This window comes from Pedobacter zeaxanthinifaciens (genome assembly GCF_003313335.1).
GTDB classification, from domain to species: domain Bacteria; phylum Bacteroidota; class Bacteroidia; order Sphingobacteriales; family Sphingobacteriaceae; genus Pedobacter; species Pedobacter zeaxanthinifaciens.
Map to the genome: position 1 here is coordinate 128,765 of NZ_QMHP01000009.1, position 13,850 is coordinate 142,614.

A 13,850-nucleotide genomic window follows, 5' to 3' on the forward strand; every position below is an offset into this window, starting at 1 on the left:
TTCAAAGTAATGGATTATTTTTCAGTTTTTAATTGCCAATTGTCAGTTTACTTCTTGAATGTCCGTAATCTTTAATAAGCACACTTTTTAAGCATTTTGTAATCCCGATGTTAGGAGGGATATACTCTTTCGCAAATAAGGGAATGGTTTTTTAAGATGCTCAAGAATTGAATATGTGGCGCACCGTAAATAATGAACTCACTAAGGAAACGATAAATAATCCAAACAACGATAATTAATGTGCGTTGCCACTAACCACTAACCACTAACCACTAACCACTAACCACTAACCACTAAAAGTTATACATCAGCCTTATTTGGAACAATTAATACCGGACAGGCAGATTTTCTAGCAACATGTTCAGCAACACTGCCCATTAAAAAATGGTTCAAGCCAGTACGGCCATGCGTACCAAGTACAATGAGGTCGGCATTCCATTCTTCTGATTGTTGTAAAATACCATTTGTAGCGGTATCCATTACTGATAAATAAGTGGTTTTAGTACCATTGCTGTACTTATTTTCTATCTCTTTCAATAACACATGGCTATTTTCAACGCTGTTATCGTAAAGTTCTATAATGGCAGGCGTAAAACCAAAATCAGGGTTGGCAATTGGGGGTGCAGGCTCAACAATGTTAAGCAATGCTACTTCTGCCTGGCATAATGAAGCCATGTCGTAGCCAGCTTTGGCAGCTTTTTCTGCACTAGTGCTATTATCTACGGCAATTAAAATTCTTTGATAATTCATGGCGTTTCTTTTTTGTTGTACTAAGTTAACAAATGCCAAGCCATAAAGTTTATTGTGTTTTGCACGAAATAGATTGATATTTATCACATATTCACTTATTTTTAGCCACTTAATTTTTAAATTGATATGGAACCATACCACGTTTGTCGTGTTGCCGTTGCACCGTTAAGAAGCGAACCCTCAGATAGAAGCGAAATTGTATCGACATTGTTATTTGGCGATAGGGTTTTGGTAATTGAAAAAACGGAAAAGTGGTGTTTTGTAAAAAATCATCACGACCAGTACGAAGGTTGGATGGACCATAAACAATTACAAGAGATTACATCGTTACAATATCATGATGAACAAAGTTACCAATATCTTACTGCGGTTAATTTTGATAACCGATTAATAGACGATGCTGGAACAGTTTACTACTTAAGTCCGGGGAGTACTTTACCGTTTTATCAGGATTGCTATTGTTACTTGGCTGACCAGCGTTTTGAGGTAAAAACTACGCCTTTTATTCCAAATGCAGCTGAATTTTACAATCGCGTAGAAGCAACCGCAAAGTTCTTTCTGAATACGCCTTACCTATGGGGTGGTCGTAGTTTTTTTGGTATAGATTGCTCTGGATTTACCCAAACTGTTTATAAATTATGCGGAATTAGCTTAAAACGAGATGCCTCTCAGCAAGTAGACCATGGTGAATTAGTAGATTTCTTGGCTTCGGCAAAGTTGGGCGATCTTGCCTTTTTCGACAATGATGAAGGTAAAATCACACATGTAGGCTTAATGTTAGGAAATGATAAAATTATTCACTCTGCTGGTAAAGTGCGCATTGATCCAATTGATAATCAAGGGATTTTTAATGCAGAGTTGGATAGATATACGCACAAGTTAAGGGTAATTAAACGCATTGTTTAGCGGGCTTTATAACACTTGCGATGTTTTAAAACTTCGCAAGTGTTATAAGGAGCATATTTTAGGCATAATCCCAGTCTAAATGCTAAAATCTAATCACTAAATGTTAATAAAGCTCCTTCATTAGCTTTTCGAAATTCTCTTTCAATTCTGCCAATTCAGTTTCAAGTTTTGCTACCCGTTCTTCCAATTGATGGTTAGCTTTACCAGCGGTTTCGTATGTAATATCATCTTCTTCCATTAAGTCTACATCTCCGCTAAACAAATGCATGTAGCGCTGTTCTTTCTGTCCGGGGCGCTTTGGTAGTTGCTTAACGTAACCTTCGTTGGCAAGTTTCTCCAAAGTTTGGTTTACCTCTTCTAAAGTTTCAAATTCATATAATCGGCCAGAGTTGGTGTTGATTTCTCCGGGTGTTTGTGGGCCACGCAAAAACAACAGACACATTACAGCAACTTCTGATGGCAGAAGTGGATAAGCAATGGCAAAGTTATGCTTGTATTTGGTAGCCCTACTAGAGCCGCCTGTTGCTGTAGAAATTAACCCGCCTATTTTTAATGAGTTCAATGCTGCGCCAATGGTTTCCTCATCGTAGTTTACCACAGGTTTTCTTGACGTTTTTTGATTGCATGCCGCAACTAGGCCGTTCATCGTCATCGGGTAATAGTCGGGTGTTGTTTTTGCCTTTTCCATTAAAGAACCCAAAACCCTGATTTGCTCAGCACTAAGGTGAGGTATTTTTATTTCGTCGTTCATATCAGTATAAGTTGTATTTCAGAATTTAATACACCCCAAAGTGATAATTGAATTTCTAGATCTCCAACTATCAAAAGGCTGTTTTCATTTATATATAGCCGTTTTTCCAAAGATATAAATTTTATTAACAGTTGTTTTTATGGAAAACAGCTAGCAATTGTATCTTTATCGTAAACCTCATTTTTTATGAAGATACATCTTATATTTTTCGCTTTTCTCCTCTCATTTCTATCACTAAGTTCCACTGCACAACGTTCGCTAAGCACAAGTAAAACAAGTGGTAAATACACCTATGTCTATCAATTAACAGATAGAGAAATGATAGAAATTGCCAAGCAAGGTAAATCTGTAATTAATGACAGCTATTTGCATCATTTGGTTGATAGCTTTCAAATCTCGAAGAAATATCACGATGATTTACCTTTTGGTAATTATTTGTACGCTACTCCGATTAAAAATAGATGGGAGTTCAGTTTGCAAGATAATAAGAATGTGGAGATTGCCTTTGTTAATGATAAAAAGCACTTTCAATTATATGTTAAAGATCTGAAAGGTAATTTAATTAGCAATGCATCGGTTTTTTCGGCAAAGGGAAGCCAGTTGAAATATAACCGCAAGACATATTTGTATGAAGGAAATTTTGACAGGAAAAACGATTTTTTATGCGTTAAATACAATGGTGTAAGTAATTTTTTCTCAACTGAAGTTGATGAAGTATACAACTACAAGCGAAATTGGAGTTTTGGTAGGAAACTGCTATATGGTTGGCCGATATTTTACACTTGGATGCCTTTTAAGAACTTGTACCGAAAAATTACGCAACCATCGCAAAATACCTCCAAAGGTTACATGGTGTTTAGCAAACCCAAATATAAGCCGCTAGATACGCTAAAATTCAAAGCTTTCATGGTTGATAAAAATGGAAGAGAAATCAAATCGCCAGACTTGGAAGCGGCACTATTTTATCGCGGTAAAAAAGTAAAATCGCTAGGCATGGTGAAGCCTTATCGTAATGGCGCTTATACGCATAGCTTTGTATTGGCTGATTCGCTTGATTTAGACCTTGACGATAAATATCAAGTTAGACTTTTGCAGCCCGGAAAAAATCCAAATGATCAAAAATATCTGATACAAGGCCAATTTGAATATGAAGAATACGAACTTAAAAGTATAAATTTTAATATCAGGGCTAATCAAACTGAATACTATAGGCAGGACTCGGTAATTGTTTTCATGAAAGCTACTGATGAAAATGAGCTTACAGTACCTGATGGAAGGGTACAATTATCGGTAGTCACTTCTAATGTAGCACGTTACAATGAGCATAAATTATTTGTACCAGATACCTTATGGAAAAAGGAATTGGTGTTAGAGCCCACAGGTGAAACCAAGTTGACGCTTCCAAAACAGATTTTCCCTAAAGCGAATTTGGATGTGACGGTACATGCTAATTTTTTAAATAGCAATAACGAGAACCATAGCAATAATTTAAGGTTAAAGCATTTAGATGAAGAAGCAGATCAAATTAAAGTGCTTTGGAAAGCAGATAGCCTGCATTTCACCCTGGCAAAAGATGGTGGCTTGGCGAATTTTCCGATTGCGTTGAAATGGTACACTGCTAATGACGAGCTGATTGACTCTGCTATAATTAATACTGGCAAAGTTAAAGCCGACTATCGTGCTGACTATTACGAAATCGAAAGCGCCGGAAATACGCAGATGTATTATTTCAGTGATAGTAATCCCCAGTTATCTATCACTGCTTTACACACTAAAAACTTGGCAAATGTCAAAGTTGTCAATGAGCATTACCTCCCTTTTTGGTACACACTCTTTTCGGGCAATAAAGTAATTGCAAAAGGATACGCCACCAGTTTAGATACCTCCTTCAAACACCATCCCTCTAAGGCGGTACATGCAAGCATCAGCTATTTTTGGGACGGAAAAGAGAACACTTCGCAAGGAAGTTTTTTCTATAATCCAAACGAGCTGAATGTGAAATTGGTTGCGCCAGAGGCGGTATATCCCGGACAAAAAGTGAACATGGTAATTAACGTTACAGATAACGATAATTTGCCTGTGCCTAACGTGGATTTAACGGCTTATGCGCAAACTGCAAAATTTGGTGCTATCAAACAACCGTTTTTGCCGAAATTCACTAAAACTTATTATGGCAGGAAACTAAAGGAAATGATAGAGGCTGATGAATTGTCGGCAACTGGAAGTTTTAAATTGTCGTGGCTTAAATGGTCTAAATCTTTGGGGCTTGATACGATTGAATATTATAAGTTTACCAACCACGATAGTTTGTACATCATTACAGAAAATGCCGCTAAAGGTGTTACCCAATTTGTCCCTTTTGTGGTTGATAATGGTGAAATTGATCCAGTGAATGTAATCTATGTGGATGAAATTCCTGTATTTTTCAGCAAGGTAAACCAATTGAGCAGCTATGCTTTTGAAATTACGCCAGGCACACATAAAATAACGCTGCGTACTGCGTCTAGGAAGGCAATAGTGAAGGAATTAATTTTTGTAAACGGCAAGCGTACCATTTTTAGTATCGCTTCAAATTTGGCTAACAAAAAAGCTGAAGTGACTTTAGAAAGAACCGAATTAAGTGATGCCGAAGCAGCTAACTTGGATAGGTATATGATTAAAGTGGCTAACAGTAGCAATCCGTATGACAAAACGCTCATTAAAACTGATGACAATATGGTTTTGGTAAATCCACCTAATTCATTTACAGGTGAATTGCTACTTGGGCCATTTAAAGAAAACTTGCTAACTTATCAAACTGAAGATTTTTCGCATCATTTTATTCGGGAAAGCGGTTATACCTATACCTTTTTACATGGTTTAATAAAGCAAAAATCTTTTAAAAGTGACTACGCTTTCAATAAATTGCTTTCTTCGGCACCAGCCTTGGGCAACACGAGTTATTTACAGCAACTATTGCGCAAATTGGAGATTGATAGCATTTGGAATGATTATTTGGACCTTAGGAGTTACACTACGACTTTGTTCCAAAATGAGCCGGTAAGTGGCGGGGACATAGGTAAACTTGTGATAAAGCTTTCCGATAGCTTAATCAAGCAGCCGTATCTCAAAAACTTGGTTATCTATCAACCAGAGCGGCCAAGCTTTATGCATATTTACCCAGGTCGGGATATCAGATATTTTACCTTGGAGGAAGGGAACTATAAATTGATGTTTTTGTTAAAAGACAATTCGTATTATTTGGTAGATGATTTGAAGGTAAAGAAAAACGGTATCAATTACTACGAGTGGAACGACTTGAAGCGCCTATCTGCTGATAGTAAAAGTTTAGAATTGGACCAATATATCAAATCTCTAAAACGAGAAAATAATAAGCTGTCGAGCAAAATTTTAGAGGCCTTCAATAACGAATATCAGGATTATTCTAGTTTTAAAAACCCAATTAGAGGTAGGGTTTTAGCTAAAAGCGATAAGACCCCAATTCCGGGCGCCACTGTTAAAATTGTAGGTTCTACTGTAGCAGCGTTTACAGATGCAGAAGGATACTTTTATCTGGATGCGCCAAAGAACGGAAAGTTGCTAATCCAATCAATAGGTTTTGAATCGACAGAATTGACAATTAAAGCGGGTGATTTAGGAGAGATCTATCTAATGGAAAGCAGTAATAGGCTCGATGAAATAGTGGTTGCTGGTTATGGATCAATGTTAAAGCATTCACTTACCGGAAGTATTAGTAAAGTAGAAATGGAACAAGTGTTAGCTGGAAGAGTGGCAGGTGTAAGTTTGGCCGGAGCGCAGCAGCAGCTCATACGGATTAGAGGAAACGCCAGTATCGACGCTAATGAAATGCCTTTGATAATTGTTGATGGTGTCCCTTATAGCGGAGATCTTGCTAGTTTAAATAAGGATGATTTAACAGATGTTGTTGTATTAAAGGATGCTAGCGCAACAGCTATTTACGGCGCTAGAGCTGCTAATGGAGTAATTATCATTAAAAGTAAAAAAGGAAACAGCGCTTTGAACGAAAAGGGCGAATTGGTGGCACAGCAACAAACCATGCGAACCAATTTTTCTGACGAAGGTTTTTGGAAGCCTCAACTTAAAACTAATACTGAAGGTAACGCAGCTTTTTCGGTTAAATTTCCAGATGACATTACCAGTTGGAACGCCAGTGTACTAGCCATGAACGGTAAAAAGCAAAGCGGAAGTATTACGTTAAAGATAAAGTCATTCAAAACATTAAGTGCTAATTTAACAACACCTCAGTTTGCGGTATGGGGAGATAGCCTCAACATTATAGGTAAGCTTTTGAATTACTCCCCAACAGAGGAAAAAATACAGCGTACTATGATGGTAGATGGCCTACAGCGCTTAAATAGCGAAGTGATTGTTAAAAATTCTCTGATTGATACCGTTCCAGTTAAAGTAAAGAGCAAAGACAGTTTGAGCTTTCAATATACCTTAAATCAAAGCAACGGCTATTTTGATGGCGAAATCAGGAAAATTCCAGTAATTGAAAAAGGAGTAAAAGAAACCAAAGGCTATTTTAATGCATTACTGGCCGATACTTCTTTAACTTATAATTTTGACCGTGGATTAGGTAAGGTGCATTTCCGTGCTGAAACTTCACTTTTTCCAGTATTGATGGATGAAATTGAGCAACTACGCAATTACGAGTATCTATGCAACGAGCAAATGGCTTCCAAACTCAAGGCATTGTTGCTAGAAAAACAGTTGAAAGGCTATTTGAAGCAAACGTTTAGTAGAGAAAAGGAAATCCGAAACTTAATTAAGAAGTTAGAAGATACAAAGAAAAATCAGCAAACATGGGGATGGTGGAAAGATAGTCCGGAAGAAATTTGGATAAGTTTACATGTGGTGGAGGCTTTGCTAATGGCAGAGCAGGAGGGTTTTAAAGTAGCACTGAATAAGACTTGGCTTCAAGATTATCTGCGCAAGCAAATGGTAGAAAAACAAGACTACAGCAGACTGAAAGTGGTTGAATTGATTTACTTACTAAACAGTAAAACTGAAATAAAAGACTGGCTTAAATTGATAGAGGACAATAAAAATGCAAAGCCAGCACTTTACGATAGGTTGAAATTGATGCAGCTAAAGCAACTTGCTGGACTGAAAATTAATACAGACAGTTTGTTGGAAATCAAAAAGCAAACCATGTTTGGCAATATTTATTGGGGGCAAAATAACGGTTTCTGGGATAGCCATATTCAAAACACTTTGCTGGCCTATCAAATTTTAAAAACATCTGGCAAGCATGAATTGGAACTTCGAAAAATCATCAACTATTTTTTGGAGCAACGTAAAGATGGAAAATGGCGCAATACCTATGAATCATCACTGATTTTACAAACCGTGCTACCACATTTGTTGAAAAACTCCACTGCGGCCAAACCAACACAACTTACCGTAAATGGCAACGAGGTGAAATCGTTTCCATATCAGCTTGAAACAAATGATACCAAGTTTAGTGTAAATAAAACTGGAGAAATGCCGGTGTATTTAACAGCGTATCAGCAATTTCAAAACAGCAATCCTCAAAAAGTAGACAAGGATTTTAAAGTAACTACAAGTTTGTGGCAAAACGGTATTTCAACTAATGTTTTAAAAGCCGGAACAGCAACTAAGTTGAAAGTTAATGTAGAGGTAAAAGCTGACGCCGATTATGTGATGATTGAAGTGCCAATCCCGGCTGGCTGCTCTTATCAATCAAAAGAAACGGCTTATTGGGGAGTTGAAACACACCGCGAATATTTCAAGGAGAAAACCGCTATTTTTTGCACTAAATTGAAACAGGGCAAGTACGAATTTGAAATCAACTTAATGCCTCGCTATAGCGGTAGTTACAATTTAAATCCGGCAAAAGCAGAGATGATGTACTTTCCAGTCTTTTTTGGCAGAGAAGCAATTAAAATGGTTAACATAAAATGATGAGCTTTCTGTTTCGATAACATTGATTCAAATTCATAAAATTCACACAAAATACATAGCCAAGATGATTGTATTTTAAAACTAAATTATTGCCCTACGTTATCGGGAACGATTGCGCAAATATTTGCATCAAAATAGGGGTTTTACTAGCATAAATTATGTAGAATTGTTTCGACCAAATGCTAGTAAAGGTGCTTTTTTCTCTTTATTAGCTTAACATTAACTTGAATAGCAGCATAAAGAGATGATTTTATCAAAGGATAATTTGAAATTCATTACCACCGAAAATGTGGTTGTTCCCAATTCGGAGATCTTCCTATTGCCAGAGAAGGTTTTGCAATTTGGAACTGGCGTTTTATTACGTGGATTGCCAGATTATTTCATCGATAAAGCTAACCGTCAAGGTGTTTTTAATGGTCGCGTGGTGGTGGTCAAATCAACAGGCGCCAATACTGCAGAGTTTGATCAACAAGATTCGCTGTACACCCTTTGCGTACGTGGGATAGAGAACGGTGTTGCTGTAAATGAAAACATCATTTCTTCTGCCATCAGTAGGGTAGTTGCTGCCGAAAAAGACTGGCAGTCGATTTTAGATATCGCTGCTTCTAACGATTTGCAAGTGGTGGTTTCCAATACTACAGAAGTTGGAATTCAGTATGTAGAAGAGCCTATTCAAGCTCATCCGCCAGTATCTTTCCCAGGTAAATTATTAGCGGTTTTATACCAACGTTATCAAGCTTTTAACGGCGATGCGAGTAAAGGCTTAGTGATTATTGCTACTGAATTAATTCCAGATAATGGTACTAAGTTAGCACAGATTGTTTCGAAGCTTGCTCAGCATAATCAACTTGATGCAGGATTTATTTCATGGTTAGAAGAAGCAAATACTTTTTGCAACTCTTTAGTAGATAGAATTGTACCCGGTAAACCTGATGAGGCTACTGTAAATGCCCTGAAGCATGAGTTGGGTTATCAAGATACTTTATTATCAATGACTGAGCCTTACCGACTTTGGGCCATTGAAGGAGGTAAAAAAGTTGCTGATGTGCTTTCCTTTGCAAAGGTGGATGAGGGTGTAGTAATTGCTGAAGATATTGAAATTTACAGGGAGTTAAAGGTGCGTTTATTGAATGGTACGCATACCCTAAGTTCAGGAATTGCATTTTTATTAGGTATCGATACGGTTAAAAATGCCATGAGCAATGAGCTAATGAGCAGCTACATCGAAACCTTAATGGCTACAGAAATTGGCCCTGCTATTCCGTATGAAGTGAATAAAGAACAAACCGATGCTTTTGCAAATACAGTAAAAGACCGATTTGCAAATCCAACTATTGAGCATTTTTGGACAAGTATTGCTTTTCAGTACACCATGAAAATGAAAATCAGGATTGTTCCTTTGCTAACTAATTATTATAAAATATTTAACCAAGTCCCAGCGCATATCGCTTTAGGCTTTGCCGCTTACTTGGCCTTTTCTCGTCCACAGAGAAAAGAAAACGATCTATATTTTGGTTTGGATAACGGTGCGAGTTATCGGTTAAACGATGACTCTGCACCTTATTTATTTGAAAAATATAGTGCATTTAAAGACGATTTTGTTGAAGAAGTATTAGCCGATAAAAACATTTGGGGCGTAGATTTGACGCAATTGACTGGCTTTATTGCCGAAGTGAAAGGCCTATATTTGGACTTAGTTTCCCAGGGCATCACGCCAGTTTTGTCAAACATGATGTCGGCGCAGCTTAAAACCATATAAATGAACCAACAAGTTTTAAAAGTACATCCAAAAGATAATGTTTTAGTTGCCTTAACTAATCTTAAAGCAGGTCAACTGGTAGGTTTTCAAGGGGTAAACTACCAATTGGTTGACGACGTAGATGCAAAGCACAAGTTTTACACACAAGACATGCAAGCTGGCGACGAGGTATACATGTACGGTACCTTGGTGGGTAAAATTCAGTTTCCAGTAAAGCTAGGCACTAGAATGACCACCGAAAACTTGAAGCATGCTGCTGCACCTTACGAATATCGACCATATCAATACCAATGGCATGCGCCAGATGTTTCTAAGTTTGAGGGTAGAACCTTTAATGGTTATCACCGTAGCGATGGCAAAGTAGGAACGGCCAATTATTGGTTGTTTATCCCCACTGTTTTTTGTGAAAATAGAAATCTTGATGTAATTAAGGAAGCCTTGCACAATGAGCTAGGTTATGCAGTTACAGCTAAATATAAAGATTATACCAGGCATTTAGTAGAAGCCTATAAAAACGGCACCGACCTTACAGCTTTAGAAGCTCCCTTGTCTTTTGGGCAGGGAACTGGTGAACGTTTGTTTAAAAATATCGATGGTATCAAGTTCTTAAACCATCAAGGTGGCTGTGGCGGTATCAGGCAGGATGCGGCAGTTTTGAGCAAGTTATTGGCAGCATATGCAGATCATCCAAACGTAGCTGGAGTTACAGTGTTGAGTTTGGGCTGTCAAAACTTGCAAGTACATGATTTTACTGCCGATTTAAAAGAACGCAATCCTAATTTTGATAAACCGCTATTTATTTTCGAGCAACAGCAATCGCAAAGCGAAGAAAATATGATTGCCTTAGCCATCAAAAAAACCTTCGAGGGTTTAGTGGAAGCTAATAAACTTGAAAGAGCTCCAGCGCCCTTAAGCAAGCTGAATTTGGGTGTGAAATGTGGTGGTAGCGACGGATTTAGTGGTATCTCGGCTAATCCAGCGGTTGGTTACTGCTCTGATTTATTGGTGGCCTTGGGTGGTACGGTATTACTTGCTGAATTTCCAGAGCTTTGTGGTGCCGAGCAAAACATGATCGACAGGACAATTGAAGAGCAATCAGCCCGTAAATTCATGCGTTTAATGGGAGCTTACAGTCAGGCTGCTGAAAATGCTGGTTCTGGATTTCACATGAATCCATCTCCGGGAAACATCAAAGACGGATTGATTACTGATGCCATCAAAAGTAATGGTGCTGCCAAAAAAGGGGGTACATCGCCAATTGTAGATGTGTTGGATTATACTGAACCTTCGGTAAAACCTGGGTTAAATTTAGTTTGTACACCGGGTAACGATGTAGAAGCAACTACAGGTAAAGCTGCAAGTGGCGCTACTTTAATTTTATTCACTACCGGATTGGGCACACCAACTGGAAATCCTGTTTGTCCGGTAATTAAAGTGGCTACCAACAACGCACTTACCAAACGTATGGGCGATATCATTGATATCAATACCGGTCCTGTGATTGAGGGAGAAAAAACCATTGAGGAAATGGGAGAGGATATTTTGGAATACTGTATCAAAGCGGCTAGCGGCGAAGTAATTCCAAAAGCAGTGCTGTTAAATCAGGATGATTTTATTCCTTGGAAACGAGGGGTATCTTTATAGCCAAACCTTGGCTTTTGAGGAATAAACCACCTCAAATAGCTAACAAAATATAGAAAATGAAACAAATACAAGCAGTACACTCAGAAGATTTCAAGAGTTACGATACCGAAAAAATCCGTGAAAGGTTTTTGTTGGACGACTTGAAAGCGACAGACAAAGCAAATTTTGTCTACTCACACTACGATAGGATGATTACTGGATTAATCACCCCGGTAAACAGCGTAGTGGATTTAGGTAATTACGATATTTTACGTGCCGAGTACTTTTTGGAAAGAAGAGAACTTGGCGTAATCAACGTAGGTGGCGCAGGAACCATTATTGCCGACGGCACTAGCTACGATTTAAATAAGAAAGACTGCCTGTATTTAGGTAAAGGTGTTAAGGATGTGAAATTTAGCAGTAAAGATAGCGGTAACCCTGCTGTTTTTTATGCGTTATCTGCCCCTGCACACCAAAGCTATCCAACTACATTTGCTAGCCATAAAGATGTTTTTTCGGCTGATTTAGGTGCTTTGGAAACTGCAAATCAGCGTACCATTTCTCGTTATATCCACAAAGATGGTATTCAAAGCTGTCAGTTGGTAATGGGACTAACTTCGCTAGCCACAGGTTCTATTTGGAATACGATCCCTCCTCATACACACGATAGGAGGATGGAAGTTTATTTCTATTTCGACGTGGAGGAAGATCAAAGAGTAATTCATTTTATGGGGCAGCCACAACAAACGCGTCACATTGTAATGGCCAACCACGAAGCGGTTTTATCGCCTTCATGGAGTATTCACTCTGGAGCTGGAACCAAAAATTACAGCTTCATTTGGGGTATGGCTGGCGAAAATTTGGACTATGCTGATATGGATACATTTTCAGTAGCAGAATTGAGATAATATTTGCCTTCCTAGTGCGTCATTGCGAGGGACAGCCTGTTCCTATTTTCCGGGAAAGCAGTCGTAATGCGGTTAGGATAATAGTTAATTAACCACCAAGACACAAAGAAAGACTTACGAAGTTTCAAAAACTTCGTAAGTCTAAGTGGTTTAAAGCCATAACATAACCTTTGTGCTAAAATGAACAATATAATAGTTAATCACCATAAGGATATAAAGAACAAAGTAATTACAAGACTTACGAAGTTTCAAAAACTTCGTAAGTCTAACTCGGTTTAAAGCCATAATATAATCTTTGTGTACTTGGTGCCTTTGTGGTAAAAATGGATAATACATTGGAACAATCATTTTCATTAAAAGATAAAGTTATCGTTGTAACAGGCGGTACAGGAATTTTAGGCAAAGCATTTATTGATGCTATTGTAGAAGCAGGCGGTGCGGTAGGAATTTTAGGTAGAAATGAGAAAGTAGCTAACGAACGTGCCGACGAAATCAATAAAAACGGTGGTAAAGCAATTGCATTAATTGCAGACGCCATGAACGAAGAGCAATTAGTTGCTGCTCGCGAAAAAATTATAGCCGAATTTGGTAAAGTAGATGGCTTAGTGAATGCCGCAGGTGGTAATATGCCTGATGGGGTTTTGCAGCCAGAAGACAACATTTTTGAGATGAAAATGGACGGCATGAAGACAGTGTTAGACCTGAATTTGTGGGGTACATTAATTCCTACTCAAGTGTTTGGTAAAGCCATTGCCGATACTGGAAAAGGAAGTATTGTCAACATCTCTTCAATGAATTCAAAAAGGGCAATTACCAAAGTGCTTGGTTACAACATGGGTAAAGCCGCGGTTGATTGCTATACACAATGGTTTGCCGTTGAGCTGGCCAATCGTTACGGTGATAAAATCAGGATGAATGCACTTGCCCCAGGATTCTTTTTAACTGAACAGAATAGAAATTTATTAACCACAGCTGATGGCGGCTATACACCTAGAGGTGGAGCCGTGATCAATCAAACGCCTTTTAAACGTTTTGGTAACCCAGATGAATTGAAAGGTGCTTTAGTTTGGTTATTAAGTGATGCATCAAAGTTTGTAACTGGTGCAATGATTTGCGTAGATGGTGGCTTCTCTGTTTTTGGAGGAGTGTAGATGGTTGTTTTGTTGATTAGTTCTTGGTTTTTTAGTTAGCACTATCATGCCAG

General features: G+C 38.2%; 8 protein-coding genes. 6 read left to right on the plus strand and 2 right to left on the minus strand.

The annotated features are described in order from the left end of the window. Positions 1-300: 300 nt before the first annotated feature. A complete protein-coding gene (locus DUT68_RS14205; RefSeq protein ID WP_113638924.1) occupies positions 301-750 on the minus strand; it encodes a universal stress protein in 450 nt (149 codons plus the stop codon). A gap of 126 nt (positions 751-876) precedes the next feature. Between DUT68_RS14205 and DUT68_RS14210 the strand changes: the two genes are divergently transcribed. Next, the gene (locus DUT68_RS14210) at positions 877-1,656 is read left to right on the plus strand and encodes a C40 family peptidase (protein WP_113638876.1); all 780 of its coding nucleotides are present in this window, start codon (positions 877-879) and stop codon (positions 1,654-1,656) included. A gap of 103 nt (positions 1,657-1,759) precedes the next feature. Here DUT68_RS14210 and DUT68_RS14215 read toward each other — a convergent pair whose 3' ends face one another. Further along, positions 1,760-2,407, minus strand: coding sequence for a YceH family protein (locus DUT68_RS14215; RefSeq protein WP_113638877.1), 648 nt, complete (start codon positions 2,405-2,407; stop codon positions 1,760-1,762). Between the two features lie 186 nt (positions 2,408-2,593). Here DUT68_RS14215 and DUT68_RS14220 point away from each other — a divergent pair, with 186 nt between their 5' ends. The 5 genes from DUT68_RS14220 to DUT68_RS14240 all read left to right on the plus strand — a co-directional run bounded on the left by DUT68_RS14220 (position 2,594) and on the right by DUT68_RS14240 (position 13,797). Further along, complete coding sequence (locus DUT68_RS14220) at positions 2,594-8,356, plus strand: alpha-2-macroglobulin family protein (protein WP_113638878.1); 5,763 nt, start codon at positions 2,594-2,596, stop codon at positions 8,354-8,356. A 244-nt stretch (positions 8,357-8,600) separates the two neighbouring features. Further along, positions 8,601-10,115: a tagaturonate reductase gene (locus DUT68_RS14225; RefSeq protein ID WP_113638879.1), complete on the plus strand. Its 1,515-nt coding sequence runs from the start codon at positions 8,601-8,603 to the stop codon at positions 10,113-10,115. After that, positions 10,116-11,759, plus strand: a complete 1,644-nt coding sequence (locus tag DUT68_RS14230) for a UxaA family hydrolase (protein ID WP_113638880.1) — start codon at positions 10,116-10,118, stop codon at positions 11,757-11,759. A gap of 56 nt (positions 11,760-11,815) precedes the next feature. Continuing rightward, complete coding sequence (gene kduI, locus DUT68_RS14235) at positions 11,816-12,646, plus strand: 5-dehydro-4-deoxy-D-glucuronate isomerase (RefSeq protein ID WP_113638881.1); 831 nt, start codon at positions 11,816-11,818, stop codon at positions 12,644-12,646. 323 nt (positions 12,647-12,969) lie between these two features. Then, positions 12,970-13,797 carry an SDR family oxidoreductase gene (locus DUT68_RS14240; RefSeq protein ID WP_113638882.1) on the plus strand — a complete coding sequence of 276 codons (828 nt, stop codon included), beginning with the start codon at positions 12,970-12,972 and terminating at the stop codon, positions 13,795-13,797. The last annotated feature ends 53 nt before the right edge of the window (positions 13,798-13,850 follow it).

Bases quoted from the DNA above. Each gene is read 5' to 3' on its own strand.
- DUT68_RS14205 (WP_113638924.1), bottom strand. From the start codon at position 750: ATGAATTATCAAAGAATTTTAATTGCCGTAGATAATAGCACTAGTGCA.
- DUT68_RS14210 (WP_113638876.1), top strand. From the start codon at position 877: ATGGAACCATACCACGTTTGTCGTGTTGCCGTTGCACCGTTAAGAAGC.
- DUT68_RS14215 (WP_113638877.1), bottom strand. From the start codon at position 2,407: ATGAACGACGAAATAAAAATACCTCACCTTAGTGCTGAGCAAATCAGG.
- DUT68_RS14220 (WP_113638878.1), top strand. From the start codon at position 2,594: ATGAAGATACATCTTATATTTTTCGCTTTTCTCCTCTCATTTCTATCA.
- DUT68_RS14225 (WP_113638879.1), top strand. From the start codon at position 8,601: ATGATTTTATCAAAGGATAATTTGAAATTCATTACCACCGAAAATGTG.
- DUT68_RS14230 (WP_113638880.1), top strand. From the start codon at position 10,116: ATGAACCAACAAGTTTTAAAAGTACATCCAAAAGATAATGTTTTAGTT.
- kduI (WP_113638881.1), top strand. From the start codon at position 11,816: ATGAAACAAATACAAGCAGTACACTCAGAAGATTTCAAGAGTTACGAT.
- DUT68_RS14240 (WP_113638882.1), top strand. From the start codon at position 12,970: ATGGATAATACATTGGAACAATCATTTTCATTAAAAGATAAAGTTATC.